This window comes from Streptomyces sp. NPDC006872 (assembly GCF_040635845.1).
In the GTDB taxonomy this organism is placed as follows: Bacteria; Actinomycetota; Actinomycetes; order Streptomycetales; family Streptomycetaceae; genus Streptomyces.
The window spans coordinates 556,702-581,506 of the sequence record NZ_JBEYIL010000005.1 but is presented as its reverse complement, the minus strand read 5'-3'; the positions used below and the strand labels follow the sequence as shown (position 1 = coordinate 581,506).

At 71.9% G+C, this 24,805-nt stretch carries 25 protein-coding genes and 3 pseudogenes; 17 read left to right on the top strand and 11 right to left on the bottom strand.

Going from position 1 to position 24,805, the window contains the following annotated elements; translation table 11 throughout:
* The first annotated feature begins 47 nt into the window (after positions 1-47).
* From ABZ725_RS18515 to ABZ725_RS18490, 6 genes and pseudogenes are all read left to right on the top strand, one after another.
* Positions 48-254, top strand: a complete 207-nt coding sequence (locus ABZ725_RS18515; RefSeq protein ID WP_358803682.1) for a hypothetical protein — start codon at positions 48-50, stop codon at positions 252-254.
* 126 nt (positions 255-380) lie between these two features.
* Positions 381-1,016, top strand: coding sequence for a TetR family transcriptional regulator (locus ABZ725_RS18510; RefSeq protein ID WP_358803681.1), 636 nt, complete (start codon positions 381-383; stop codon positions 1,014-1,016).
* A gap of 34 nt (positions 1,017-1,050) precedes the next feature.
* Positions 1,051-2,310: pseudogene (locus ABZ725_RS18505) on the top strand (AAA family ATPase); the annotation flags it as partial.
* Between the two features lie 96 nt (positions 2,311-2,406).
* Positions 2,407-3,102, top strand: coding sequence for a hypothetical protein (locus ABZ725_RS18500; RefSeq protein WP_358803680.1), 696 nt, complete (start codon positions 2,407-2,409; stop codon positions 3,100-3,102).
* A 49-nt stretch (positions 3,103-3,151) separates the two neighbouring features.
* Positions 3,152-4,177, top strand: coding sequence for a hypothetical protein (locus ABZ725_RS18495; protein ID WP_358803679.1), 1,026 nt, complete (start codon positions 3,152-3,154; stop codon positions 4,175-4,177).
* Between the two features lie 12 nt (positions 4,178-4,189).
* On the top strand, positions 4,190-4,729 hold the full coding sequence (locus ABZ725_RS18490; protein WP_358803678.1) for an HAD domain-containing protein: 540 nt from the start codon (positions 4,190-4,192) through the stop codon (positions 4,727-4,729).
* Between the two features lie 18 nt (positions 4,730-4,747).
* Here ABZ725_RS18490 and ABZ725_RS18485 read toward each other — a convergent pair whose 3' ends face one another.
* The gene (locus tag ABZ725_RS18485) at positions 4,748-5,488 is read right to left on the bottom strand and encodes a patatin-like phospholipase family protein (protein ID WP_358803677.1); all 741 of its coding nucleotides are present in this window, start codon (positions 5,486-5,488) and stop codon (positions 4,748-4,750) included.
* Positions 5,489-5,756: 268 nt separating this feature from the next.
* On the opposite strand from ABZ725_RS18485, the gene ABZ725_RS18480 reads away from it, so the two are divergent.
* Positions 5,757-6,452, top strand: coding sequence for a sigma-70 family RNA polymerase sigma factor (locus ABZ725_RS18480; protein WP_358803676.1), 696 nt, complete (start codon positions 5,757-5,759; stop codon positions 6,450-6,452).
* 120 nt (positions 6,453-6,572) lie between these two features.
* Positions 6,573-9,335, top strand: coding sequence for an AAA family ATPase (locus tag ABZ725_RS18475; RefSeq protein ID WP_358803675.1), 2,763 nt, complete (start codon positions 6,573-6,575; stop codon positions 9,333-9,335).
* On the opposite strand, the gene ABZ725_RS18470 is transcribed toward ABZ725_RS18475, so the two are convergent.
* Positions 9,292-9,849, bottom strand: a complete 558-nt coding sequence (locus ABZ725_RS18470; RefSeq protein ID WP_358803674.1) for an AAA family ATPase — start codon at positions 9,847-9,849, stop codon at positions 9,292-9,294. The genes ABZ725_RS18475 and ABZ725_RS18470 overlap by 44 nt on opposite strands.
* A gap of 93 nt (positions 9,850-9,942) precedes the next feature.
* Between ABZ725_RS18470 and ABZ725_RS18465 the strand changes: the two genes are divergently transcribed.
* The 5 genes and pseudogenes from ABZ725_RS18465 (at position 9,943) to ABZ725_RS18445 (ending at position 12,396) form a co-directional block, all read left to right on the top strand.
* Positions 9,943-10,314, top strand: a complete 372-nt coding sequence (locus ABZ725_RS18465) for a VOC family protein (RefSeq protein WP_351911394.1) — start codon at positions 9,943-9,945, stop codon at positions 10,312-10,314.
* Positions 10,242-10,535 (top strand): annotated as a pseudogene (locus ABZ725_RS18460) (hypothetical protein); the annotation flags it as partial. The gene ABZ725_RS18465 and the pseudogene ABZ725_RS18460, both read left to right, overlap by 73 nt.
* 90 nt (positions 10,536-10,625) lie before the next feature.
* Positions 10,626-11,048, top strand: coding sequence for a helix-turn-helix transcriptional regulator (locus ABZ725_RS18455; RefSeq protein WP_358803673.1), 423 nt, complete (start codon positions 10,626-10,628; stop codon positions 11,046-11,048).
* Between the two features lie 141 nt (positions 11,049-11,189).
* A complete protein-coding gene (locus ABZ725_RS18450; protein ID WP_358803672.1) occupies positions 11,190-11,885 on the top strand; it encodes a hypothetical protein in 696 nt (231 codons plus the stop codon).
* Positions 11,886-12,048: 163 nt separating this feature from the next.
* Positions 12,049-12,396 carry a DUF2516 family protein gene (locus ABZ725_RS18445; RefSeq protein WP_358803763.1) on the top strand — a complete coding sequence of 116 codons (348 nt, stop codon included), beginning with the start codon at positions 12,049-12,051 and terminating at the stop codon, positions 12,394-12,396.
* A gap of 259 nt (positions 12,397-12,655) precedes the next feature.
* Here the strand turns inward: ABZ725_RS18445 and ABZ725_RS18440 are convergent, their stop codons facing one another.
* The 3 genes from ABZ725_RS18440 to ABZ725_RS18430 form a co-directional block, all read right to left on the bottom strand.
* Positions 12,656-14,125, bottom strand: a complete 1,470-nt coding sequence (locus ABZ725_RS18440) for a fused response regulator/phosphatase (protein WP_358803671.1) — start codon at positions 14,123-14,125, stop codon at positions 12,656-12,658.
* Between the two features lie 251 nt (positions 14,126-14,376).
* Entirely contained in the window at positions 14,377-15,474 is a 1,098-nt protein-coding gene (locus ABZ725_RS18435; RefSeq protein WP_358803670.1) for an NlpC/P60 family protein, read from the bottom strand.
* Between the two features lie 220 nt (positions 15,475-15,694).
* Positions 15,695-16,525 (bottom strand): class I SAM-dependent methyltransferase, encoded by an 831-nt coding sequence (locus ABZ725_RS18430; RefSeq protein WP_358803669.1) that lies wholly within the window; start codon positions 16,523-16,525, stop codon positions 15,695-15,697.
* Between the two features lie 292 nt (positions 16,526-16,817).
* Between ABZ725_RS18430 and mshA the strand changes: the two genes are divergently transcribed.
* Together mshA and ABZ725_RS18420 are read left to right on the top strand one after the other, a co-directional pair.
* Complete coding sequence (gene mshA / locus ABZ725_RS18425) at positions 16,818-18,155, top strand: D-inositol-3-phosphate glycosyltransferase (protein WP_351911400.1); 1,338 nt, start codon at positions 16,818-16,820, stop codon at positions 18,153-18,155.
* On the top strand, positions 18,148-18,651 hold the full coding sequence (locus ABZ725_RS18420) for a YbjN domain-containing protein (RefSeq protein WP_358803668.1): 504 nt from the start codon (positions 18,148-18,150) through the stop codon (positions 18,649-18,651). The genes mshA and ABZ725_RS18420 overlap by 8 nt, the downstream gene beginning before the upstream one ends.
* 94 nt (positions 18,652-18,745) lie before the next feature.
* Here the strand turns inward: ABZ725_RS18420 and ABZ725_RS18415 are convergent, their stop codons facing one another.
* Both ABZ725_RS18415 and ABZ725_RS18410 read right to left on the bottom strand, forming a co-directional pair.
* The gene (locus ABZ725_RS18415; protein ID WP_358803667.1) at positions 18,746-19,237 is read right to left on the bottom strand and encodes a hypothetical protein; all 492 of its coding nucleotides are present in this window, start codon (positions 19,235-19,237) and stop codon (positions 18,746-18,748) included.
* Between the two features lie 24 nt (positions 19,238-19,261).
* Positions 19,262-20,080 (bottom strand): AraC family transcriptional regulator, encoded by an 819-nt coding sequence (locus tag ABZ725_RS18410; protein ID WP_358803666.1) that lies wholly within the window; start codon positions 20,078-20,080, stop codon positions 19,262-19,264.
* Between the two features lie 49 nt (positions 20,081-20,129).
* On the opposite strand from ABZ725_RS18410, the gene ABZ725_RS18405 reads away from it, so the two are divergent.
* Positions 20,130-20,561, top strand: a complete 432-nt coding sequence (locus ABZ725_RS18405; RefSeq protein ID WP_358803665.1) for a DUF2000 domain-containing protein — start codon at positions 20,130-20,132, stop codon at positions 20,559-20,561.
* Between the two features lie 37 nt (positions 20,562-20,598).
* Here ABZ725_RS18405 and ABZ725_RS18400 read toward each other — a convergent pair whose 3' ends face one another.
* On the bottom strand, positions 20,599-21,906 hold the full coding sequence (locus tag ABZ725_RS18400) for an MFS transporter (protein ID WP_358803664.1): 1,308 nt from the start codon (positions 21,904-21,906) through the stop codon (positions 20,599-20,601).
* Between the two features lie 174 nt (positions 21,907-22,080).
* On the opposite strand from ABZ725_RS18400, the gene ABZ725_RS18395 reads away from it, so the two are divergent.
* The gene (locus tag ABZ725_RS18395; RefSeq protein WP_351911406.1) at positions 22,081-22,842 is read left to right on the top strand and encodes a phosphoglyceromutase; all 762 of its coding nucleotides are present in this window, start codon (positions 22,081-22,083) and stop codon (positions 22,840-22,842) included.
* An 89-nt stretch (positions 22,843-22,931) separates the two neighbouring features.
* Here ABZ725_RS18395 and ABZ725_RS18390 read toward each other — a convergent pair whose 3' ends face one another.
* The 3 genes and pseudogenes from ABZ725_RS18390 to ABZ725_RS18380 form a co-directional block, all read right to left on the bottom strand.
* Positions 22,932-23,426: a DUF5959 family protein gene (locus ABZ725_RS18390; protein ID WP_358803663.1), complete on the bottom strand. Its 495-nt coding sequence runs from the start codon at positions 23,424-23,426 to the stop codon at positions 22,932-22,934.
* 53 nt (positions 23,427-23,479) lie between these two features.
* Positions 23,480-23,921: pseudogene (locus ABZ725_RS18385) on the bottom strand (tyrosine-type recombinase/integrase); the annotation flags it as partial.
* Positions 23,922-23,940: 19 nt separating this feature from the next.
* Complete coding sequence (locus ABZ725_RS18380) at positions 23,941-24,711, bottom strand: hypothetical protein (protein WP_358803662.1); 771 nt, start codon at positions 24,709-24,711, stop codon at positions 23,941-23,943.
* Positions 24,712-24,805 lie beyond the last annotated feature (94 nt).

Below are 24,805 nucleotides of genomic sequence, written 5' to 3'. Positions count from 1 at the left end.
GGGCGTACATGTCCGCACGGGGGAGCCGAACACCGGGTGAGGGCGGCGTGGGGCACGCGCTCCGGCGCTATCAGGAGCGCTTCGAGCCGACGGTCACCCGGATCCTGCTCGCGGGGATCTTCGTCACCGGCCTGACGGCGCAGTTCGTCAAGCCGGTCGGCGACGCCCTGCTCAGCCTGGTCGGCCCCGGAGTGCTACGACCCCAAGGGCTATCGCACGGACCTCTACGTCTGGTCCAGGGAAAGGGCGGATGACGACGCCAGGGCCGTCATCGCCGCGTGGAGCAAGCATCTCGACGACCTGTGGAGCCTGGCCGCGCCGCCGCCGTGGCGCGGCGCCACTCCGTGAGCCGGTACCGGGTTCGGCCGTAGGCTCGCCCCATGAGTGAGACCGGGCTGCGTGAGCGCAAGCGGCAGCGGATGTACCAGGCCGTGTCGGAAGTCGCCATCCGGCTCTTCCTGGAGCGCGGCTTCGACGCGGTGTCCGTCGCCGAGATCGCCGCCGCGGCCGAGATCTCCAAGCCGACCCTCTTCCGGTACTTCCCGGCCAAGGAGGACCTGGTCCTGCACCGGATCGCCGATCACGAGGGGGAGGCGGCGCGGGTCGTCGCCGAGGGGCGGGCCGAGGGGCTCGCGCCGCTGCCCGCCCTGCGCCGGCACTTCCTCGACGGACTGGCCGCCGACGACCCCGTCACCGGCCTCAACGACCACCCGGCGGTGCGCGCCTTCTACGACCTCCTCTACGGCACGCCCTCCCTGGTCGCCCGGCTGTACGGCTACCTGGAACGCTCGGAGGAGGCCCTCGCCGAAGTCCTCGGCGGCGGCCTCGACGCCCGGCTGGCGGCGGGCCAGATCATCGCCGTCCGGCGGATCCTCGCCGAGGAGAACTGGCGGCGGATCGCGGCGGGGGAGCAGGTGGCGGACGTCCGGGCGGACGCGGTGGCGGCGGCGGAGCGGGCCTTCGCGGTGCTGGGGGCCGGGCTGCCACAGCTCGCCCGATCTTTTGAGGCCCAGTAAAAGATATGACTCGGTTACGTTTTTCGGCGGGATCGGCGTACGGCAGGCGACCCTCCACGACGAGATCGGCCGCCACCCGGTCACCGGAACGGACCCCGACCGCACCGCCGCCCTCAAACACGACGCCCGGATGGCCGAGGTGCTGCGCCGCGCGCTGTACCGCCGGGTGGCGGCCGAGGGCGTCGAGGCGCTCGCCGTCCCGGAGGGCTCGTACCGCTGGCGCGTCACCGGCCATGAGCTGACGCGGATCGTCGCCGGAGTGCTCGCCGACGAACTGCCGTACGAGACCGGGCGGGAGCGGGTGCGCAGCCGGATCGTGCGCCGGATCCAGGAGCAGGCCGAACGCCGGAGCGGGCCGCGTCCCGCCGCCTGGACCCGCCGGATCGAACACGCGCGGCCGGTGAGCGCGTGCGTGGAAGCGGTGTGGCCGAAGACCGGCCCGGAGGAGGCGCCGGCCCGCCTCCTCACGGACCCGGAGGAGCTGGCGCGCTCGGCGGACGGCGTCCTGGACCCCGACGAACAACGCGCTCTGCACTGGCCGCGCCCGCCCCGCTCCCCGAAGTCGGCCCGCTGGTCGGCCGCCGACCTCGTCCTCCTCGACGAGCTCGCCGGCCTCCTCGGCCATCCCCGGGGATACGGTCATGTCGTCGTCGACGAGGCCCAGGACCTCTCCCCGATGGAGTGCCGGGCCGTCGCCCGCCGGGTCCCCTTCGGCTCGCTCACGGTCCTCGGCGACCTGGCCCAGGGCACCACCCCCTGGGCGGCCGCCTCCTGGCCGGTCCAGTTGACCCACCTGGGCAAGCCGGAGGCGACGATCGTCCCCCTGACCATGGGCTTCCGCGTCCCGGCCGCCGTGCTCACCCTCGCGGGCCGCCTCCTCGACCGCCTCGACGCCGACGTCCCACGCGCCGACTCCCTGCGCCGGGACGGCGAACTGCGCATCCGGCGGGCGGACGGCGACCTCCGTTCCGCGGTCGTCGCCGCCGCCCTCGACGCCCTCACCCGCGAGGGCTCGATCGGCGTCATCGCCGCGGACGCGCAGGTCGACGGCGTCCGCGAGGCGCTGACCACGGCCGGCGTCCCGACCTCCGGACCGGACGACCCGGCCGCCCGCGTGACCCTGGTCCCCGCGACCCTCGCCAAGGGCCTCGAGTACGACCACGTCGTCGCCGTCGAACCGGCGGCCGTCGCGGAATCGGAGCAACGCGGCCTGAACCGCCTCTACGTGGTGCTGACCCGCGCGGTGTCGCGGCTGGACGTGGTGCACGAGCGGGAGTTGCCCTGGGAGGGGTGAGGCCGAGGGCCCCTTCCCCGTGGGCCGCGCCCGGCTCTACGCTCGTGCGGTGTCCGGAAGTTGGAAGCCAGGCGTCAGCGCCACCCGGGGGAGACCGTGGACGTCCCGACGTTGATCGTGTTGGGAGCGGCCGGCGGTCTGCTGCGCGGGGCACTGGACGTCTACACCCGGTTCATCGACTGGCAGGCCGACCGCAGGCTGCACCGGCAGTCGATGGCCGCCGGGGCGGCCACGGAAGGCGAACTCCCCCGGTTCCAGGGGTACTTCGACCCGATCGCCGATCCTGTCGCGGCCGTCGTGCACAGTCTGATGGGCGCGGGCGCGGCGGTCCTCTTCGGCACCACGGGTCAGATCAGCGGCGCGTACGCCGCCCTCGTCGTGGGCATCTCCGCGCCCATGCTGCTCACCCAACTCGGCCGCATCCAGTCGGTGAACGAGGCGGTCACGGGCGAGCGGCAACCGGCCGAGCCGACCGAGCCCGCCGGCGTCGTCGGAGCGGGCGGAACGGTCGGGACCGCCGGGGCGGTCGCGCCGGGCCCGGTCCTCGGGCAGCCGTCGGCGGTGCCCCGGATCGAGCGGCCCGCCCGGGGAACGGAGCTCCAGGCTTTCGGCCTGGCGGCGGACGCCCACCCGAGGGAGCCGGCGCCGGGCCGGTACCCCGAGCCGGGCGGGGACGTCGTGGGACCGTCCCGGTCCGCGCATCCCCCCGACGCGGCGGGCACTGGCCTCGACGGCCCGGGCGCGCCACGATGGCGGCAGGGACCGGCGATCGGCGAGGAGGGCATGCCATGACCGCGCGCCTCTCCGGCGCCTCCCCGGCGGGAAGCAGGGGGGCAGGGCCGTGAACAGAGTCCCGCAGCACCTGCTCACCGAGGACCGCGCGGACTACGAGCGCCTCGTCGACGAGGCCCTGCGCTCAGCGCCGCACCGCCCCGAACTGGCCGCCATCGGACAGCGCCTCAACCCCGCACAACTGCGCACCTTGGCGCTCAACGCCACCGCTCTCGTCACGGTTGCCGCGGCGAGCGAGTACGAGCACTACGTGAGGGTCCGCGAGGAACGGCGTTCCGCGCAGCCGTCCTCGGCCGACGAGGTGTGGTGGGTGGGCGAGGAAGCGCCCGAGACGGATCCGGGACTCGGCCGGCGGACGGTCGCGGCCGTCCTGGGCGCCGGACGGGCGGGAGGCGTGCGCACGGGCCCGGTCGACCGGCAGCGGTGGGCGGGCCTGCCCCTGGGACGACGGCTGCTGGCCGCGCTGTTGGGCGTCCGCGGGCGCCCGGCGGCGCCGACCGCACGGGTGCCGTCCCGTTCGCAGCAGGTGCACGCGCGGCTCGGGGCGCGGGACGAGTCGGACGGAGCCGGCGCCCTCGCGGTGGCTGCGGTGCTCACGCCCGTGCTCGCGGGGAGCGCCTCAGTGATCTTCCTGCTCGTGGGCTACCTGCTGAACGTGCTGGTGTCCGCTCCCTCCATCGCCGTGCCCCTGTTGACCACGGGGTGGGTCTTCGCCGCGATCACGGTCGCCTCGATCCTCGTCGGCGGGACGGCCCTGGTGCTCACCGCGCTGCGCGAGGCCCGCGCACCGACCACGGAGCACGACCCGGCGGACGACGAGGTCACCCGGGCACGGGAAGCCTGGCACGAGGCATTGCTGGAGCGCGGCATCCTTCCGTTCCTGCGCGAGGCCCTCGCGGCTCCCGGGATGTCGGCGTCCCTGCTCCCGCAGTCCCCCGGCCTGGGCCATCTGCAACACGTCGTCCGTACCTTCCCGGACGCCGAGAACGCGCCCGGCGAACCAAGCCGCCCCAGGTACGCCAGCCCGGACTTCACCAGCCCCGATTTCGGCGGCCCGGAACACGAACGTGAGTGATCCTGTACGGCGATGCTGCTCTTCCTCGACGTCGACGGGACGCTGATCCCGTTCGGAGCCACGGACCCCTACCCGCGGTACGGACCACCGTCGCCCCCGCACTCGCTCCCCCACCCCCTGCTGCCCCGCCTCGACCCGGCGTTCGGCCCCCGGCTGCTCGCCCTGGGCTGCGAGCTGGTGTGGGCGACGACCTGGCTGGACGACGCGAACACCGTCCTCGCGCCATGGCTCGGCCTGCCCGCGCTGCCGGTGGTGGAGTGGCCGGAGGAGACGGAGGAGACGGAGGAGACGGAGGAGACGGAGGAGGCTGAGGGGACGGAGGGGGCTGAGGGGGATCCGACGGGCCGTGGCGTGCACTGGAAGACGCGGCCACTGGTCGCCTGGGCCGCGGGCCGCCCGTTCGTCTGGCTCGACGACGAGATCACCCGCGCCGACCGCGACTGGGTCACCGCCCATCACCTCGGCCGCGCTCTTCTGCACCGCGTCGACCAGCGGCGCGGGCTGACGGACGAGGACTTCGCGGTGGTGGCGGACTGGATCGGGCGGGGTTAGAAGGCGTCTCGGGGTCGGTCAGGTCCAGCTCTCCAGCGCCTCCCGGGTCGCCAGGTACCCCCGGTCGATCAGGTCCGGGACGCCGGCGGCCGACCAGGAGGAGTGTCCGGCGGTGTCGATGGTGACCACCAGGTCGGCGTGTCGGCCGTGGCCCGGGTGATCGGGACGGGACTCCAACCAGCGGCGCCAGCGGGTGTTGCCGCGTCCGAAACCGACGGCGATGACCCGTTCGGCGCCGAGCCGGTGCGCGGCCCAGACCGGAGACGGCGACAGCACGGCGCCGTCCACGCACAGCGCGCCGCCCGCCTCCAGCCGGACCGGCGGGAACAGGCCGGGCACGGCGGTGCTGGCCCGCACGGCAGCGGTCAGCGAGCCGGAGGAGACCAGCCGGGGCGTCGTGGACCGCAACTCCGTGACCACCGCTCCGAACCGGGTCGGCAGCTCCTCTATCAGCAGGTCGCCGAGCATCTGTTCGATGCCGCGGACCATGGGCGTGGTGTCCAGCAGCCCGAGGCGCGGGGTGATCGCGGCGGACCCGAAGTCCGCCCACTGCGCCCGCAGCAGTCGCGCGGTGATCCGCTCGCTGCCGGCCCCGGCCGCCCAGGCCCCGCCGATCAGCGCCCCCGCACTGGCCCCGGTCACCACGGAGATCTCGATCCCGGCCTCCTCGACGGCCCGCAGCACACCGGCGTGCGCGGCGCCGAGAGCCGCCCCGCTGGACAGGACCAGGCCCACGGCAGGCGACTGCGGCGACGACACTGATGGGCTCCCTCGACGTACCGGCTGGGCGGGTATGGTCCCACGCCCGCCCAGCAGACGATCTTGAGGCGTCGGTCGCCCCGTGGAAAGCCCCGGAGCCACGGTGGGGCCACGGTGGGGCCACGCTCGACCCCGGGGGTACACCCGGGTTTCCACGGGTGCGCCCGGGGCCCGGGTCGGACGACGGTGGCTAGGTCACTGAGCCGGGTCCTGGCGCACGATGAGCCGGTCCCGGCGATCCGGACCACCGGGATCGGGGAAGATCGTCATGCGTTTGTCCAGCATCGACGTCGGGTCGGAGCGAGGCTCGTCGAGAGTGGGTACGACCGGGAGCGCGACGGCGAGCGCCGTTCGCTCCGGGCCCGAGACGGCGGCGGAGTTCGAGAGCCTCCGTTGTCTGCTGTTCAGGATCGCCTACCAGACGCTGGGTCGTGCCGTGGACGCCGAGGACGTCGTCCAGGACGTGTGGCTGCGCTGGCAGGGCGCGGACCGCGCACAGGTGCGCAATCGGGTCGCGTTCCTCGTGACCGTCACCACCCGGGTCGCGCTCAACGCGGCGACCTCGGCCCATGCCCGGCGCGAGGTCTGCGCCGGCGGATGGAGCCGCGAACACGATCTCGCGTCCGTCGATCCGGAGGGGGAGGCCGAACGCGGGGAGGCGCTCGAGTTCGCGGTCGGGCTGCTGATGGAGCGGCTGACGCCCGTCGAACGCGCCGTCTACGTACTTCGCGAGGCGTTCGAGTACCCGTTCCGCGAGATCGCCGAACTGCTCGAGCTCAGCGAGGTCAACGCGCGGCAACTGGCGTTCCGGGCGCGCCGGCATCTCGTCGGACAGCGGCGCAGCCCGGTCGACCCGACGGAGCGGGACGGTCTGCTGGAAGCCTTTCTCGACGCGGCGCGGGCCGGCGACATGCCGCACCTCATCGATCGGCTGCAGGGGCTTCGCGCCCTGCCGCAGACCTGATGGTCTCGACTGTCCGGCTGATGGCCGGTGATTGTCCGGGCCGCACGCGCGGGGCATGATGGGGACGACCCGAGTTGATCAGGGTCTGGTTCTGCCCGTTGACCTGCGCGGTGGTGGTGGATGTCGAGCAGCGCTCCTCGCCGCGGGCTGCGTGGCCGAATCGACGAGTGCGGGGCGCTCGATCAGATGCTGGCCGGTGCCAGAGCCGGTCGGAGCCAGGTGCTGTTGCTGCGCGGCGAGCCCGGGGTCGGCAAGTCCGCGCTGGTCGAGTACCTGGTGGAGAGCGCGGCGGGCTGTCAGATCCTGCGGGTCGCCGGTGTCGAGTCCGAGATGGAGCTGCCGTTCGCCGGGCTGCACCAGCTGTGCATGCCGATGATGGGCCGGCTCGAGCGCCTTCCCGGCCCCCAGCGTGATGCCCTCGCCATCGCGTTCGGGCTGAGTGCGGGCAGCGCCCCGGACCGTTTCATGGTCGGGCTGGCGGTGCTCAGCCTGCTGGCCGAGGCGGCGGAGGGGCAGCCCCTCGTCTGTGTGGTGGACGACGCCCAGTGGCTCGACCGGGTCTCCGCGCAGACGCTGGCCTTCGTCGCGCGCCGGCTGCTCGCGGAGCGGGTGGTGCTGCTGTTCGCGGTGCGTACGTCGACGCCTGCTCCGGTCGACGACCCCTGGGTGGCGCTGCGGCAGCTCGTGATCCGGGGACTGCGCGAAGACGACGCGCGTGAGCTGCTGGACTCGGTGGTCCCCGGGCGGCTGGACGAGCGGGTCCGGGACCGGATCGTCGCCGAGACCCGCGGCAACCCGCTGGCCCTGCTGGAACTGACGCGCGGGTCGACCGCGGCGGAGCTGGCCGGCGGGTTCGGGCGTCCGGACGCGCGGCCGCTGGCGAGTCAGATCGAGCAGAGCTTCCTGCGGCGAATCGTTTCGCTGCCGGATGCGGCCCAACGGCTGCTGCTCGCGGCGGCCGCCGAGCCGGTGGGGGACGTACCGTTGCTGCGGCGGGTGGCCGAGCGGCTCGACATCGCGCCGGACGCCGCGGGGGAGGCCGAGGCGGCGGGGCTGATCGAGTTCGGCGCGCAGGTGCGGTTCCGCCATCCGCTGGTGCGCTCGGCGGCCTATCGCGCGGCCGACCCCGGAGACCGCCGGGACGTGCACCGTGCGCTGGCCGAAGCGACGGACCCCGGCTCCGACTCGGACCGCCGGGCCTGGCATCGGGCCCACGCGGCGGTCGAGCCCGACGAGGCCGTGGCGGGCGAACTGGAGCGCTCGGCCGGCCGGGCCCAGGCGCGCGGCGGTCTCGCGGCGGCGGCCGCGTTCCTGAGACGGGCGACCGAGCTGACGCCCGATCCGGTCAGACGCGGAACCCGGGCGGCGGCCGCGGCGCAGGCGTCCTTCGAGGCAGGGGCCCCCGACACGGCGCTCGAACTCCTCGCCGCCGCGGAGATGGGCCCGCTGAACGAGGTCCAGCAGGCCCGGCTGATCCGGCTCCGCGGCCAGATCGTCTTCGCGCGCAGACGCGGCGGTCAGGCCCTGCCGGTGCTGCTCGACGCGGCCGGCCGACTGGAACGCGTCGACGACGGGCAGGCGCGCGAGGCGTATCTCGAAGCGATCGGAGCAGCGGTCGTCGCCGGTCGGCTCAGCGGCCGTGACGGATTGCGGAAGGTGGCCGAGGCCGCCCGCGCCGCACCGCGCGCACCGCAGCCTCCGCGGCTGACCGACCTCCTTCTCGACGGCCTGGCGACGCGGTACACCGAAGGCTATGTCGCGGGTGCGCCGCCGCTGAAGCGCGCGCTGCGGGCGTTCCGGCAGGCCGCCGAACGGGGCGAGGACGACGTCATGCGCTGGCTCTGGCTGACCTGGCTGGTCGCCAGTGACATGTGGGACGACGAGGCATGTCAGGAACTGACCACGGGCGCGGTCCGGGCGGCTCGCGAGACCGGCGCGCTCAATTTCCTCCCCCTGGCCCTCTGCTACCGCGCCATCCAGCATGTGCATGCCGGGGAGTTCGACCTCGCCTCGGGGTTGATCGACGAGTCCGACACCATGACGGAGGTGACCGGCAACTCGCCCCTCGGGTACGCCACGGCGTTCCTCCTGGTCTGGCGCGGCGACGACGTCCGGGTGGCGGAGTGGATCGACGGCCGGGTCCGGGACGCGACCTCCTGGGGCGAGGGGCGGGCGATCGGGACGGGCAACTACCTGATCGCGGTGCTGTACAACGGCCTGGGCCGCTACCAGGACGCCCTGGCCAGGGCCGAACGGGCATGGGAGCACGAGGAACTGGCGGGTTTCGGGTTCACCCTCTTCGAGCTGGTCGAGGCGGGTGCCCGCAGTGATGCCCCCGAGGCGGCCGCGGCGGCCCTGCGCCGGCTCGAGGAACAGGCCGAGGCCAGCGGCACCGACTGGAGCCTGGGCGTCGTGGCCCGGTCGAGAGCGCTGCTCAGCGACGGTCCGGCCGCCGACCTGCTGTACCGCGAGGCCATCGAACGCCTCGAGCACAGCCGGGTCGCCGTCTACCTGGCGCGCACCCACCTGGTGTACGGCGAATGGCTCCGCCGCGAGAACCGGCGCGTCGAGGCGCGCGAGCACCTGCGCACCGCCTACGAGCGGCTGCGGGGTTTCGGAGCGAGCGCCTTCGCCGAGCGCGCCCGTCGCGAGCTCCTGGCCACCGGCGAGTCGGTACGGCAACGCGCGATCGACGTACGGGAGGTCCTCACCGCGCAGGAGGCGCAGATCGCACGGCTGGCCGCCGACGGAAAGACGAACTCCGAGATCGGCGCCGAACTGTTCATCAGCCCTCGCACGGTCGAATGGCACCTGCACAAGGTGTTCACCAAGCTCGACGTCAACTCCCGGAACAAACTCCGCGGCGCGCTGGCCCGCTCCTGACGGTCTCCGCGATCTGCCGGGCGGCCTCGGCGGGCGTGAGGTGCGTGGTGTCGACGACCTCGGCCTCGTCGTGCAGCCAGGTGCGGGCCGCCTCGGCGTAGGGCTCGAGGTATCTGAGCCGGAACGGGGAGTTGGGGCCGAGGACAGTGTCGCCCGCGATGCGCCCGCGGAGGGTGTCCTGGTCGGCGTGGAGGACGAAGTGCCGTACCGGGACGGCATGTTCGGCGAGGCCCGCGCTGATCTCGCGCCAGTACTGCTCGACCAGGACGGTCATGGGGATCACCAGAGTGCCGCCGGTGTAGTCGAGCACGCGGCGGGCGGTCTCGACGACGAGCGGTCGCCACGGCGGCCAGTGCTGGAAGTTGTCCGTCGCGGGCAGCCCCGGCGTGATGTCCATGAGCGTCTCGCCGACCTTCTCGGCGTCGAACACCCGTGAATCCGGGATCAGCTGCTGCACGAGCGCACTGGTCGTCGTCTTGCCGGCACCGTGGGTACCGTTGAGCCATACGATCATGCGCCCCAACGCTAGCGCCATGGGAGAGGTTCTGACCTGCAGTTGTCTCTAAGGTGTTCCTCGCGGAAGTCCACTGGTCGGCCCGGAGGTGCCATGTCCCTGCAGATGAAGCTGGTTGCGATAACCCTCGACTGCCGTGATCCATTGGCTCTGGCAGCGTTCTATCACCAGGCCACCGGCCTTGAACCGCACCCGAAGTCGGACGCCGACTTCGCGGGTCTCAACGGTGAACACGGCCTCTTGATCGGTTTTCAGCGGGTCGACGACTACCGGGCTCCGAGCTGGCCCGGCCAGATCGTTCCCCAGCAGCTTCATATCTGTTTCAAGGTCGATGAGGACTTGGATGTGGCCGAGGCCCGGCTGCTGGAACTGGGTGCGGGCAAGCCGGATCACCAGCCGCATGGGGACAAGGCGACGGTTCTCACCGATCCGGCGGGGCATCCCTTCTGCATCAGCCGGCGCTGATCGGCACTCTGGAGCGATGCGCGGAGAGGGCCTGGTCATCCCGCCCCTTCCCCTTGGTCGACCAGGCGGTCGACGTGATGCTGGACGTGTTCGCCCCGCGCAACCCGGCCGAGTTCCACCGAGTGCTCCGTCCGACCGGCCGGTTGATCGTGGTGCGCCCCGTCGAGCGGCACCTGGCCGAGCTACGGGGCCAGGTCTCCGCGATGGTCACGATCGACCCGCTCACTTCACACTGCCGGTAGCAAGTGGCGCGACACACTTTTGCAAGCAGGTGCTTGCAATAGTTAGCGGCGGTGGTGCATGGTGAAGGCATGGCATCGCTCAACGTCGGCAACCTCGGTGAGTATCTGCGAGAGCAGCGGCGCAACGCGCAGCTGTCGCTCCGGCAGCTCGCCGACGCCGCCGGCGTGTCCAATCCGTATCTCAGTCAGATCGAGCGCGGGCTGCGCAAGCCGAGCGCGGAGGTGCTGCAGCAGGTCGCCAAGGCGCTGCGGATCTCCGCCGAGACGCTGTACGTGCGGGCCGGCATCCTCGACGCGGAACGGGACCGGGACGAGGTCGAGACCCGAGCGGTCATCCTCGCCGATCCCACGCTGACCGAGGCGCAGAAGACGGCGCTGCTCCAGATCTACGAGTCCTTCCGCAAGGAGAACGGAATCGAGATCGCGGGCGACGCCGCTCCGCGGCAGACGGCTCAGGACGGCGACGCCGATCCGCAGCAGACGGCCGGTTGACCGGACCAGGGGACCGACCGCCCCGCTGCGGACCTGCAGGACCCTCAGCCGAAGACGACGTACTCGGCGCACAGGAACCGCACGACCTGTACGACCCATACGAACCCATACGACGAACGTGAATCCGGGAGGACCTTCACCATGGCCATCACCGACGACCTGCGCAAGACCTTCAGCGACCCGACTCCTTTCTACTTCGCCGCAGGCACCGCCGATCTGGCCCTCCAGCAGGCGAAGAAGGTGCCGGGTCTGGTGGAGCAGCTGCGCACCGAGGCCCCGGCCCGCTTCGAGGCCGTCCGCAACACCGACCCCAAGGCCGTGCAGGAGAAGGCCGGCGCCCGTGCCAAGGAGGCGAGCGCCAAGGCCAAGGAGGCGCAGGAAGCCCTCCAGGCCAAGGTCACCGACTTCATCGGCACCCTCGACGGGGACATCAAGAAGCTCGGCAGCACCCTCGACGCCGACCTGAAGAAGCTCGGTGAGTCCGCCCAGGACCTCGCGCTGCGCGGTGTCGGCGTCGCCGCCGAGTACGCCGTCAAGGCCCGTGAGACCTACGAGAAGGTCGCCGAGCACGGCGAGCAGGCCGTGAAGACCTGGCGCGGCGAGGCCGCCGAGGAGATCGAGGAGCTGGCCGTCGCGGTCGAGCCGAAGGCCGAGCCGGTCGAGGTCAAGGAGACCGAGGCGCCGAAGCCCGCCGCGGCCGAGGCCAAGTCCGAGCCCGCCCCGGCGAAGAAGCCCGTCGCGAAGAAGGCGCCGGCCGCCCGCAAGAGCACCAGCACCGGTACCGGTACCAGCACCGGCACCGCGACCGCGAAGAAGCCGACGCCGCCCGCCAAGTGATACCCACCGCCGGGACGGACACGGCAGACAGCGACACAAGGCCACGGGCCGGGCACTGATCGGGTGCCCGGCCCGTTGTTCGGGTAGGGGGAGCGCGGTTGCGGGTACGGTGACCGCGTAAGCAAGAGCGAGTCGAGACACGTCGAGTCGGGTGGTGGACGTTGTGCTGATGGAAGGCTTCGCGGGCCTGGTGTGGCTGCTCTACCTAGCCATGCTGGTCCTTGCCGTGGCGGCGCTGGTGATGGCCGCTCTGTTCCGTGACGACGCGTACCGGGCCGCCGACAAGAAGAACAAGGGCTTCTGGCTGATCATCCTCGGCATCACGGTCGCGGTGAACCTGCTGGTGCCGATGCTCTTCCTGCAGCTCGCGGGCCTCGTCGCCACGATCGTCTTCTTCGTGGACGTACGCCCCGCCCTCAGGCAGGTCTCGGGCGGCGGCGGAGGCTGGCCCGGCCGCCGAGGCGGCAGCAGCAGCGACGGCCCCTACGGCCCGTACAACGGCGGCCGCTAGCCCCCCACCAGAGCCAGGAAAGCGACTTCCCCTGGGGGCGCAGCCCTCCAGGGGCGCGGGGAACTGCGCGACCGGCCACAGCGGCGCGGCAGTCGGCCGACGACGGATGGCCGCCCGGCGGGTCTCCGTGTTGTGGGGGCACGGGGAACTGCGCGACCGGCGACAGCGGTCCCGCAGTCGGCCGACCACGCGTGTCCCACGGCGGGTGGCCGATGGGGCGCGCCGAGAGACGCCTCCCGATGCCGAGAGACGCCTCTCGCTACGGAACCCGGTCCAGCAACACCACCGCCACGTCGTCCGTCAGCTCGCCCCCGTTCAGCTGCCGCACCTCGTTCACCGCGGCCCGTAGCAACGCCTCTCCGCCCAGCCCCTCGGAGAGCTGGCGACGGATCATCTCCAGCATGCCGTCCTGACCCAGCCGCTCCCGGCCCTCGCCGATCCGCCCCTCGATCAGGCCGTCGGTGTACAGCATCAGGCTCCACTCCGCGCCCAGCTCGACCTGCATCCGCGGCCAGCGGGCGCCCGGCAGCAGGCCGAGGGCGGGGCCGTTGTTGTCGTACGGCAGCAGCCTCGCGGGCCGGTCCGGGCGGGCGATCAGCGGCGCCGGGTGGCCGGCCAGGCACAGGCCGGCCCGGCGGCCGTCGGGCGCGATGTCCACCGTGCACAGCGTCGCGAAGATCTCGTCGTCGTCGCGCTCATGCTCCAGCACCTGCTGGAGCGTGTTCAGCAGCTCGTCCCCGCACAGCCCCGCCAGGGTCAGCGCCCGCCAGGCGATGCGCAGCTCCACGCCGAGCGCCGCCTCGTCCGGGCCGTGCCCGCAGACGTCGCCGATCATGGCGTGCACGGTGCCGTCCGGCGTGCGGACGGTGTCGTAGAAGTCGCCGCCGAGCAGCGCGCGCGAGCGGCCCGGGCGATAGCGGGCGGCGAAGCGCAGCGGGGAGCCCTCCAGGAGGGGGGTGGGCAGCAGACCGCGCTCCAGGCGGGCGTTCTCCTGCGCGCGCAGCTTGCCCTCGGCGAGCCGCCGTTCGGCGGTGTCGGAACGTTTCCGCTCCACCGCGTAACGGATCGCGCGGCTCAGCAGCCGGCTGTCCAGCTCGTCCTTGTAGAGGTAGTCCTGGGCGCCGACGCGCACCGCTTCGGCGCCGCGCTCGGCGTCGCCGGACGCGGTGAGCGCGAGCACGGCGTGCCGGGGCGCGAGGCGGAGCACGTGCCGCAGGACGGCGAGCTCGTCACCGGAGGTGGCGGCGGCCGAGGACCGGCCCGGGGCGGGCAGCGCGAGATCCAGCAGGATGCAGTGGACGTCGTCGGTGAGCAGCCGCTCGGCCTCGGTGAGGTTGCGCGCGGTGCGCACCCGGATCGGCTTGCCGTCCGCGTCGAGCAGGTCACGCACGATCGGCGCGGCCGTGGGGTCGTCCTCGATCAGCAGCAGGGTGAGGGTGATGTGCGCATTGCCCACACCGTTGGCGCTCACACCGCCCACGGCGACGGTGCCGGTGGCGCTCATGCCTGTGCTGCTCACGCCATGGTGGACGCCGTCGGCGGGCGTGGCGTTGAGCGTGGCGTCGTTCTCGGCCGTCGTCGCCTCGTTGCGACCGGCTTCTTCCTTGCGACTGGCTTCTTGCTTGCGAGCGGTCTCGTCCTTGGAGGGGCCGTCGACTGCGGGCGAGGCCTGCGCCTGACCACACTCCACGGCCGGGATCGCTCTCTGCCGCGGCACGGGTACGGGCATCGTCTTGGGTTCCTTCCCTCCCCCCGAGGGCATGGCGGGGACGAGGGACCTCGACCCACCGACCGGGACCATAGCGGCAGAAGGCGTCGCAACGGAATGGCGTGAAGCACGCGGCTTGATCTCTCGCCAGTGTCATATGCCGCGTTCCGTACCGCAGTTGGGCAGGGCGGGAGCGGAGCGAGGATGACGAACGTCACGTCCGCCCGGGGTTTGGGAGGCCGGGCGGGGTGCCTTGGGTCACGTGGGCGAGGTCACGCGTCCGGTCGTACCACCCCGAGTATCGGCATCGAGCCCGCCCCGGCGAGCGTGACCGTCCGGCCCGGGCGCGGGGCGTGGACGATCAAGCCGTCGCCCACGTACATCGCGACGTGGCTGGCGTCGTCGAAGTAGATGATCAGGTCGCCGGGGCGCATGTCCGCGACGGCGATGTGCGGCAACTGATTCCACTGTTCCTGCGAGGTGCGCGGTATCGCTCGGCCGGCGCTCTTCCAGGCCTCGGAGGTGAGCCCGGAGCAGTCGAAGGAGTCCGGGCCCTCGGCGCCCCATACGTACGGCTTGCCTATCTGTGCGGTGGCGTACTGCACGGCCTTCGTGCCCTGCGCGGTCGCCGAGCTGTTGATCTCGGCCAGGACGCCGGTGCTCAGCCAGGCGGTCTGCGCCTGCTGCGCGGCCTGCGCCTCCAGTTGTTCGAGGCGCTTCTTGTCCTCCTTCTCCAGCTGGGACTCGAGCTTCTCGGCCGCCGCGATCTGCGTCTCGATCTTCTTCTGGGCCGCCGCCTTCGTCTTGCGGCCCGCCTCCAGCTTCTGCCACTGCGCGGAGGCGTCCGTGGAGTACTGCTCCAAGTCCTCCTGGGTGCGGGTCAGTTCGCTGAGCAGGCCCTTGGTCGCGCGCTCGCCCTGGAGCACCCGGCCGGCGCCGTTCAGGAACTCGGTCGGGTCGTCGCTCAGCATCAGCTGCGCTTCGTCCGGCAGGCCCCCGGTGCGGTACTGGGAGCGGGCGGCGGCGCCCGCGCGGTCCTTGAGGTCGTCCAGCTTCTCCCGGCCCTCGACGATCTTCGTGGCCAGCGCGACGATCTCCGCGGACTGCCTCTTCGCCGCTTCCTCGGCCGCGTTGTAGGCGTCGGTGGCGACCGCGGCGTCGTGGTAGAGCGCTTCGAGCTGGGTGCGCACGGCCTCGAGGTCCTTGTTGGACGCGGTCGAGGGGAGTGCCGGTGCAGTGGACCCCGCCGTCGACGACGGTGTGGGGCTGGGGCTCGGGCTGGCGAACGCCGTGCCCGGCGCCCCCAATACGGTGACCGCGCAGACCACGGTCACAGCCACCACGAGCAGGCCGCGCTTGCCCGTTCCCATACCCCGTCCCCCAACCCTGATTTACCGTCAGTAACTTACGGTGCACGGGGGATCGTGTCATGTCACGGCCGAAAACGACAGAGGTGCCGATAGAGGTGACAACAGAACGACAGGAACAGTTCTGCTCTTCCCTCTCCCCCGCCCCGGCATGACGATCTCCCCGTCATTGTGACGAACGACTCATGGGGATCGTTCCCGGCGGCCGCGGAGAAACCGTGACTCAGCTCCTGGGCGCCAACGCCCCCCACCGCACCGTCACTTCGCCCTGCCGCCACCGCCTCGGGCCGTCCGTCACCGGCCAGTCGGCCGTCAGGTCCCGTACCGTGCGGATCCACCGCTGGCGGGCGCCGTACGACGCGTAGGGCGCGGCCGCCGCCCAGGCGCGGTCGAAGTCGCGCAGGAAGGCGTGCACCGGCTCGCCCGGGACATTGCGGTGGATCAGCGCCTTGGGCAGCCGCTCCGCCAGGTCCGAGGGGCGGTCCAGGGATCCCAGCCGGGTCGCGAAGGTGACCGTGCGCGGGCCCTCCGGCCCGAGCGCGACCCATACGTGCCGGCGCCCGATCTCGTCGCAGGTCCCCTCGACGAGCAGTCCGCCGCGCGACCCGGTCGCCGGATCCGCCGGCGCGAGCCGCGCGCACAGCCGCTCCCAGACCGCGGCGACCTCGTCCTCGTCGTACTGCCGCAGCACGTTGGCGGCGCGGACGAGGTGCGGTCGCTGGGGGAGCGGGCCGGGCAGCGGGATCTCGAACCCGCCGTGCCGGAAGACCAGCCCCTCGCGCTCGTACGGCCCGGCGGCCGCGACCCTGGCCGGTTCGATCTCCACGCCCACGACACACGCGCGTGGCGCGACGGACCGCAGCCGCTCCAGCAGTTCGACGGCCGTCCAGGGCGCGGCCCCGTATCCGAGGTCGACGGCGACGGGCTCGGCGGCGCGGCGCAGCTCGCCGCCGTGGACTGCGGCGATCCAGCGGTCCATGCGGCGCAGCCGGTTGGGGTTCGTCGTCCCGCGCGTGACCGTGCCCACGGGGCGGTTGGGGGCGCGGGATGTCATACCTGTGAGGGTATGCGGTGCCCGCGACCCTGGCTCGAAGCGGTGTCGCAAGGCATGCGACGCGGACGGGCATGGCAACGCGGAAGGGGATCGCAACGCGGAAGGGCGCAACACAGAAAGGTTTTGCAACGCAGAAGGGCATCGAACGGTTGAGCGAAATTGGGTAACGGCTGGGCAAAAACCGTCCATTTTCGAAACCGACCGGAATGGGAACGCCTTCCTCCGGCGTTGCACCCCCCTGGAGGGCCCCACCCCCTCCTTCCGGCATGCCCGCAGCAAGGAGGAACGCCACGTGAGCCAGTACGTCAACAGGCTCGGGCGTCGCTCTACGGCGGCCCCCTCGCGGCTGAGGCTCCACCGCCGCCCCCGTCGCGTCGCGATGCTCTCCGTGCACACCTCTCCGCTCCACCAGCCCGGCACCGGCGACGCCGGCGGCATGAACGTCTACATCGTCGAGCTCGCGCAGCGCCTCGCCGCGATCAACATCGAGGTGGAGATCTTCACGCGCGCGACCACCGGCGGACTCCCGCCGACCGTCGAGCTGGCCCCCGGAGTCCTCGTCCGGCACATCGACGCGGGCCCCTACGAGGGCCTCGCCAAGGAGGACCTCCCCGCCCAGCTGTGCGCCTTCACCCACGGCGTGATGCAGGCATGGGCCGGCCACCGCCCCGGCTACTACGACCTCGTCCACTCGCACTACTGGCTCTCCGGCCACGTCGGCTGGCTGGCCGCCCAGCGCTGGGGCGCCCCCCTGGTGCACGCCATGCACACGATGGCCAAGGTCAAGAACGCGGCGCTCGCCGAGGGCGACACCCCCGAGCCCGCCGCCCGCGTCATCGGCGAGACCCAGATCGTCGCCGCCGCCGACCGCCTCATCGCCAACACGGCGGAGGAGGCCGACGAACTCGTCCGGCACTACCACGCCGAGCCGGGCAAGGTCGCCGTGGTGCACCCCGGCGTCAACCTCGACCGCTTCCGCCCCGCGGACGGCCGGGCCGCCGCCCGCGCCCGCCTGGACCTCCCCCAGGACGCCCTGATCCCCCTCTTCGCGGGCCGCATCCAGCCCCTGAAGGCTCCGGACATCCTCCTGCGCGCGGTCGCCGTCCTGCTCGACGAGCGCCCCGAGCTCCGCTCCCGCATCGTCGTGCCGATCGTCGGCGGGCCCAGCGGCAGCGGCCTCGCCAAGCCGGAGGGGCTGCAGAAGCTGGCCGCGCGGCTCGGCATCGCGGACGTCGTACGGTTCCGCCCGCCGGTCGGCCAGGACCAGCTCGCGGACTGGTTCCGGGCAGCCTCCCTGCTGGTCGTCCCCTCCTACAGCGAGTCCTTCGGCCTGGTCGCCATAGAGGCGCAGGCGGCCGGCACCCCGGTGCTCGCCGCCGCCGTCGGCGGGCTCCCGGTGGCCGTCCGGGACGGCGAGACGGGCTTCCTGGTGCAGGGCCATGAACCGGCCGGCTACGCGCGCGTGCTCGAGCGTTTCGCCGACGGCCCCGAACTCCCCGCCCGCATGGGCGCGGCCGCCGCCGCGCACGCCCAGTCCTTCGGCTGGGACACCGCGGCCGCCGCCACCGCCGACGTCTACGCGGCCGCGACCCAGTCCCACCGCCGTCGCGTACGCTCCGAACATGGGTGAGGCGGAGAGGTCGACCGCGCAGGTCGTCGAGGGTTTCCTGAAGGACGCGGAGCTGGAGTGGGAGAGCCCCGCGCCCGGCAACTACGTGGTCCAGCTGCCCGGCACCCGCAAACTCAAGACGACCGTCTCCCTCATCGTCGGCCGCCACTCCCTCTCCCTGAACGCCTTCGTCGTCCGCCACCCGGACGAGAACGAGCCCGCCGTCCACCGCTGGCTCCTGGAGCGCAACCTCAAGCTGTACGGCGTGAGTTACGCCGTCGACCCGCTCGGCGACGTCTACGTCACCGCCCGCCTCCCCCTCGCCGCGATCACCGCCGACGAGATCGACCGGCTCATGGGCCAGGTCCTGGAGGCCGCCGACGGCGCGTTCAACACCCTCCTGGAGCTCGGTTTCGCGACCGCCATCCGCCGGGAGTACGAGTGGCGCGTCTCCCGGGGCGAGTCGACCCGCAACCTGGACGCGTTCGCCCACCTGACCCAACGCCCGACGGACTGATCCCGGGCCGGCCTCGGGCCGACCCCGGACCGACCCCGAGCCGGCTGACGGCCCGGGGTCGGTTCACGCCTCGCGGCGAACGGGTTCGGACGGGTCAGGACGGGTCGTCCGGGTCGGCAGGGCCGGTGGAAGGCGGGGCGGACGGGTCGAGCTGGTCGGCGAAGGCCCGCAGGGCGTCGGCCAGATCCTCCTTGGTGGGCAGCTCGTCCACCTTCGCGTTGAGCTCGGTGATGCGCCGGTTGATCTCGTCCAGGTCGACCGGCGGTGTGGTGGGCGTGGACGGGGTCTCGCTCGCGTCCGGGTCCTCGCCGCCGGTGGAGCCGTCGGTGGTGCCCACACTGGTCCCGCCGTCGGTGCCCCCGCTGCCCCCGGGGTCGGCCGGCACCTCGCTGACCGACGGGCTCGCCGACGCGGTCGGCACGGGGACGGGCTCGTCGTCCGCCGAGTCGGCCGCGAGGGCGACTCCGACGCTCAGCGCCACCAGGGCCGCCGCCCCCGCGACGGCGGCCGAGATCCGTCCGACGCGAAGCGCTCCACGGCCCGATCTGTTCGATATCCCAGTCGTCTCATCCGTGTTCATGTCCATGGCAGCGACGCTAGCCGTCGTCGATCACCGGACGGAGACCTTCCGTCGATCTCCGTACCGCCCCGGCGTGACCCCCACCAACTTCCGGAAATGCCGGGTGAGATGAGCCTGGTCGTAGAACCCGGCCGCCACCGCGACGGCACCCGGCGGCCGTCCGTCGAGCAGCAGTCTGCGGGCGAGGTCGACGCGGCGGGCGGTGAGGTACTGGTGCGGTGCGATGCCGTACGCCGAGCTGAACGCCCGTACGAGATGGGCCGGATGAGCCTGCACCAGTGCGGCCGCCTCCTCCAACGCGAGTCCTTGGACCACGCGTTCGTCGAGCAGCTCACGCAGTCGGCGGGCGAGGACGGGATCGGGGCGCTGCCGTGCCCGCAGCGGGGACTGCGGAGGGGAGGACAAGTGATCCCGCAGCCGCTCGCCGATCAGCGTCAGCCGGCTGCCGGCCTCCAGCTCGTCGCCGGGCCGGGCGAGCGCGGAGTGCAACTGCCCGACCCGCCGCCGCAGCACGGGATCGCGCAGGTCGGGCGCGTCGACGGCGGCCCCGATCAGTTCCTCGCCGAGCACGTCGGAGTCGAGGTACAGGACCCGCTTGCGGAAGCCCTGCGCGGTCACCGGTGAGCCGTTGTGCGGCACATGCGGCGGCAACAGGGACACCGTGTCGTGCGGCGTCCCGTGCTCGTGCCGGTCGAGGTCGTACCGCACCGCGCCGTCGTCGACGATGAGCAGCGTCCACGCCTCATGGACGTGCATCGGGTACGCGTACTCGGTGAAGTGGGCGTGGAAGACCTCCGCGACGCCCCGGACGGCCGGACGCCAGGCGGAGACTTCCTGCCGGACTGCCATGCAAAAAACGTACAAGACGGGACCGCGGAACGAACGGCAGTCTCACGGCATGAGCACAAGCACCGAACCCCTTCGCTTCGACACGAAGATCGCCGTCCTGCTGCGCGAGGACCTGGAGACCTGGCAGCGCCTGAACGTCACCGCGTTCCTGGTCAGCGGCCTCGGCACGACCGTCCCCGAGGTGATCGGGGAGCCCTACGAGGACGCGGACGCCGTCGGCTACCTCCCGATGTTCCGCCAGCCGGTACTGGTCTTCGAGGGCACCAAGGAGACGCTGACCGCAGCCCACGCGCGCGTGCTCTCCCGCTCCCTCCCGCGCGCGGTGTTCACCGGCGACCTCTTCACCACCGGCAACGACCACGACAACCGCGCAGCGGTACGCGCGGTGCGCACGCCCGAACTGGACCTGGTCGGCCTGGCGGTGTACGGCCCGAGGAACGCGGTGGACAAGGTGCTGAAGGGCGCACGGATGCACCCGTGACCGAGGGGGCGCCGTGGCCGAGGGGGCGGCGGGGAGATCAGCCGGCGCGGACCTGGGACTTGGCCGCAGCCGCAGTCGCACGACCGTCACCGCCGTCGCTGACGTCATCGTCGCTGCTGTCGCCCGCCACGTCGGACTCCTCGTCCGGCAGCTGTCGCATCAGCACCCCGTACCCGATCCCCGCCGCCGTCCCGACGACCGCGCACAGCGCCCACAGCCACTCCGCGCCGAACCGGTCGATGACGAAGCCGGACATCATCGGTGCGACCAGGGAGGCCACCGCCCACGAGAGCGTGTACATGCCCTGGTAGCGGCCGCGGCCGTGCGCGGGGGAGAGGCGGACGACGAGCCCGGTCTGGGTCGGCGCGTTGACGATCTCGGCGAGCGTCCACACGCAGACGGTGAGCACGAAGACCCCGACCGACCCGGCGAACGCGGTGAGCCCGAAGCCGTACCCCGCGAGGACCGACGAGACGACCAGCAGTCGTCGGGGATCGCGATGCTCGATGAACCGGGTGACGGGGATCTGCAACGCGACGATCAGCACGCCGTTGACGGCGATCGCCATGCCGTAGTCGGCCGGCGTGAACCCGGCCGCGCCCATCGCCACGGGCAGCCCCACCGAGCCCTGCTGGAAGACGAGCGCGATGAGGAAGGACAGTCCGACCACGCCCATGAACCGCCCGTCGCGCAGCACGGTTCCGAGCCCCACGGAGTCCTCCGGCACGGCCTTGTCCGCCCGCACGGGCCGGGACTCGGGCAGCTTGAGGAAGACGACGACCGCGCACGCGAACGTCATCCCGGCCTCGAGGAGGAACCCGGCGCGGTAGCTGACCTCGGCGATGAACCCGGCGGCCATGGAGGAGACGGCGAACCCGAGGTTGATGGCCCAGTAGTTGAGCGAGAAGGCGCGGACCCGGTCCTCGGGCCGCACGATGTCGGCCATCATCGCCTGCACGGCCGGCCGGGAGGCGTTGGAGGCCATCCCGACGAGGAAGGCGACGCCGGCGATGGCGACCGGATGCTCCACGAACCCGAGCAGCGCCACGGCGGCGGCGGTGGAGGTCTGCGCGACGAGCAGCGTGGGCCGCCGTCCGATCCGGTCCGCCATGACCCCGCCGGCGAGCGACGAGACGACCCCGCCCAACCCGTGCAGCGAGACGACGAGCCCGGCGTAGGAGGCGGAGTACCCGCGGTCGAGTGTCAGGTACAGCGCCATGAAGGTGGCGACGAACCCGCCGAGCCGGTTGACGAGGGTGCTGGTCCACAGCCACCAGAACTCCCGGGGCAGCCCGGAGAGGCTCTCACGGACGGCGCGTCTGAGGACGGCGACGGCGGCTGGCATGGCGGATCCCCCGGAATTGTAAGCGGCGCAGGCGGCGACCAGAACTTACGAGGAGAGAAGAGGGCCGGGCCACTCATTTAACAGATCCGGTCAATCGGCGGCGGACCGCCGGCCGGCCGTCCGCAGTACGAGCGGGCGCACAACGGATCGGAGCGGTGGATTACGCTCATACGCATGGCCGACGCACCGTACAAGCTGATCCTCCTCCGCCACGGCGAGAGCGAGTGGAACGCGAAGAACCTGTTCACCGGCTGGGTGGACGTCAACCTGAACGAGAAGGGCGAGAAGGAGGCAGTCCGCGGTGGCGAACTCCTGAAGGACGCCGACCTCCTCCCCGACGTGGTCCACACCTCGCTCCAGAAGCGCGCGATCCGCACGGCGCAGCTCGCGCTCGAATCCGCGGACCGCCACTGGATCCCGGTCCACCGCTCCTGGCGCCTGAACGAGCGCCACTACGGCGCCCTCCAGGGCAAGGACAAGGCGCAGACCCTCGCGGAGTTCGGCGAGGAGCAGTTCATGCTCTGGCGCCGCTCGTACGACACCCCGCCGCCCCCGCTCGCGGACGACTCGGAGTTCTCCCAGTCCTCCGACCCCCGCTACGCCTCCATCCCCCCGGAGCTGCGCCCCCGCACGGAGTGCCTGAAGGACGTCGTCGTCCGCATGCTCCCGTACTGGTACGACGGCATCGTCCCGGACCTCCTGGCCGGCCGCACGGTCCTGGTCGCCGCCCACGGCAACTCGCTCCGCGCCCTGGTCAAGCATCTCGACGGCGTCTCCGACGCCGACATCGCGGGCCTGAACATCCCGACGGGCATCCCGCTGGCCTACGAACTCGACGCAGCCTTCAAGCCCCTCACCCCGGGCGGCACCTACCTCGACCCGGACGCGGCAGCCGCCGCAATCGAGGCGGTCAAGAACCAGGGCAAGAAGAAGTAAGCGGACGCCTTTAAGCACCCGACCTGCGATTTCTTCGCGGGGCGGGGGCTTTTTGGTGGGCCTGGGCCGTCAGTTGCTTGGTCGGGCCGTCAGACGTTGCGAGCACGCCGCCACTCGTAGGCGCCGGGTGATGTCTCGACGACTTCGCGGGGGTAGACCTCGAGCACCCGCGCGAGCAGGTCACGCTGCTTGCCGACCCAGCCCGTCGGAAGTGCGAACAGCGGGACGGTGACCGTGACTCCTGAGGTGGGTCCGTCGTGGGCCGACACCGACATCCGGTCGTGGCCGTCAGGCTTGAACTTCAACGACGGTGTCCGCCCCGAGGTGAGCCACATGGCGAATCGCCGGGTTTCCAGGGTCGCCAAGGTGTCCTCCCAGTCCTCCAGATCTTCAGGGAGGAGGGTCACCGAAAAGGTGGCGCTGAGGGACTCCGCCACGATGACGATCTCGCATTCGAGGAAGTCGTGGCCGAACAGGTTGCCGGGCTGTGAGCGCCCCAGAACGCGCACGGAGACGCTGTGTCCGCTGGTACCCGGCCGGTCGGCCAGGTGGATCAAGTCGATGACGTCGTCCGTCGAGTCCATGGATTCCCTCCCCGATGACAAGTCCGAGCATCTTGCCGGATTGCGCACGGATGTCAGGGCCCGGGGTTCAGGCAGCGGTGGTAGACGCTGGCCACAGCTTTGCTCGTACGTTCCCGGCTGGAGGGCATGAGATGGGCGTAGACCCGTAGTGTCAGGCCTGGGTCCGAGTGGCCGAGGTACTCGGCGAGGGCCTTGATGTTCTCTCCGGCGTCCAGGAGCACCGAGGCATAGAAGTGGCGGAGCGCGTGCATGCCGTTCTCGCGGGACTCGGCGTACGACTCACCCGGCTTCCGGTCGGGGATCACACCGGCCGAGGCCAGCGCCCGCTTCCACGCCTCCTCGTTGAGCGACGTCCGCCAGACGTGACCACCGCGCGGCCCGGTGAAGATCAGCCGCTTGGTCACCGGAGGCCCACGGCAAGGTGATCTCGACCGGCGGGAACCGCTTCATGTGAGCCCGGAGCGCATCGGCGACCGGACCAGGCAGCGGAACGTCGCAGTCGCGGTCTACAGCTCTATGCCGGCGAACTGCTTTCAGAAGAGGTCACGACCTGCCCGACGACGGAGAAGCGCTGCTGACACTCCGGGCAGGTCGCCTCACCGAAGGCATACGTCAGGACGCGCGCGACTTCCTCATGGCCGTCGGCCAGGGCGAGGTCATAAAGGCGCCGGCCGAGACCTTCCAGGGCGCGAGGATCGGCCGGATGGAGAGGAGAGGTCTCGACGTCGTCGGAGAGGGCGTAGTCCTCCGCCGTGCTGAAGAAGCCTCGCTCTCCGAGAATCACCCACAGCGACGCGCAGCCGTCGGGGTCGGGGCACTCAAGCTCGTATTCCTCGCTGACGACGCCCCAGACCAAGCCTTCTGCCCAGTGGACGTCGCCCTCCAGGTTCAGGACCGCCTCAAGCAGATAGCAGTAGTCGTTGCGGTCTGCGGTGACCTGCCGCCATCGGTTTGCGGCGTCCAGCAGGCGTGCGACTTCCGGCGCGTACTGGTGCCGCAGGTTCCGGGTCTCGTACCGCTGGTCGGCCTGGACGAGAAGGGCGCCGGCGAGGTGGAGGGCCGAAGCTGCCACACCGGCTTTGTCGGCCTCCGCCATGTCGGCCAGCGTGTGCAGCAACAGCGGGTGGGCGACATCCAGAGAGCCGTTGTGGTAGAGCTCCGTCCAGAGGTCGCTCCAGGCCTGACTTTCCCGGCCCGTGGCGGCACGTTCCAGCAGGGCCTTCAGACGGTCGGAATCGGCGTCGTCTGCGTGGGGAAGAGGGGAACTCGTCGTCATTTCCGGCATCCAAGCAGACTGTCGCAAGCACCCTTTCGCCGACGTGTCGATCGCTGTGGATGTGTGCCGGTCGGCATGTCCGGTGACGCTGGGCCGACCGACC

Excerpts from the sequence above, each read along its gene's own strand:
- ABZ725_RS18510 (WP_358803681.1), top strand. The coding sequence starts at position 381 with ATGAGTGAGACCGGGCTGCGTGAGCGCAAGCGGCAGCGGATGTACCAG.
- ABZ725_RS18490 (WP_358803678.1), top strand. The coding sequence starts at position 4,190 with ATGCTGCTCTTCCTCGACGTCGACGGGACGCTGATCCCGTTCGGAGCC.
- ABZ725_RS18480 (WP_358803676.1), top strand. The coding sequence starts at position 5,757 with ATGCGTTTGTCCAGCATCGACGTCGGGTCGGAGCGAGGCTCGTCGAGA.
- ABZ725_RS18475 (WP_358803675.1), top strand. The coding sequence starts at position 6,573 with ATGTCGAGCAGCGCTCCTCGCCGCGGGCTGCGTGGCCGAATCGACGAG.
- ABZ725_RS18470 (WP_358803674.1), bottom strand. The coding sequence starts at position 9,849 with ATGATCGTATGGCTCAACGGTACCCACGGTGCCGGCAAGACGACGACC.
- ABZ725_RS18465 (WP_351911394.1), top strand. The coding sequence starts at position 9,943 with ATGTCCCTGCAGATGAAGCTGGTTGCGATAACCCTCGACTGCCGTGAT.
- ABZ725_RS18455 (WP_358803673.1), top strand. The coding sequence starts at position 10,626 with ATGGCATCGCTCAACGTCGGCAACCTCGGTGAGTATCTGCGAGAGCAG.
- ABZ725_RS18450 (WP_358803672.1), top strand. The coding sequence starts at position 11,190 with ATGGCCATCACCGACGACCTGCGCAAGACCTTCAGCGACCCGACTCCT.
- ABZ725_RS18440 (WP_358803671.1), bottom strand. The coding sequence starts at position 14,125 with ATGCCCGTACCCGTGCCGCGGCAGAGAGCGATCCCGGCCGTGGAGTGT.
- ABZ725_RS18435 (WP_358803670.1), bottom strand. The coding sequence starts at position 15,474 with ATGGGAACGGGCAAGCGCGGCCTGCTCGTGGTGGCTGTGACCGTGGTC.
- ABZ725_RS18430 (WP_358803669.1), bottom strand. The coding sequence starts at position 16,525 with ATGACATCCCGCGCCCCCAACCGCCCCGTGGGCACGGTCACGCGCGGG.
- ABZ725_RS18420 (WP_358803668.1), top strand. The coding sequence starts at position 18,148 with ATGGGTGAGGCGGAGAGGTCGACCGCGCAGGTCGTCGAGGGTTTCCTG.
- ABZ725_RS18415 (WP_358803667.1), bottom strand. The coding sequence starts at position 19,237 with ATGGACATGAACACGGATGAGACGACTGGGATATCGAACAGATCGGGC.
- ABZ725_RS18410 (WP_358803666.1), bottom strand. The coding sequence starts at position 20,080 with ATGGCAGTCCGGCAGGAAGTCTCCGCCTGGCGTCCGGCCGTCCGGGGC.
- ABZ725_RS18405 (WP_358803665.1), top strand. The coding sequence starts at position 20,130 with ATGAGCACAAGCACCGAACCCCTTCGCTTCGACACGAAGATCGCCGTC.
- ABZ725_RS18400 (WP_358803664.1), bottom strand. The coding sequence starts at position 21,906 with ATGCCAGCCGCCGTCGCCGTCCTCAGACGCGCCGTCCGTGAGAGCCTC.
- ABZ725_RS18395 (WP_351911406.1), top strand. The coding sequence starts at position 22,081 with ATGGCCGACGCACCGTACAAGCTGATCCTCCTCCGCCACGGCGAGAGC.
- ABZ725_RS18390 (WP_358803663.1), bottom strand. The coding sequence starts at position 23,426 with ATGGACTCGACGGACGACGTCATCGACTTGATCCACCTGGCCGACCGG.
- ABZ725_RS18380 (WP_358803662.1), bottom strand. The coding sequence starts at position 24,711 with ATGCCGGAAATGACGACGAGTTCCCCTCTTCCCCACGCAGACGACGCC.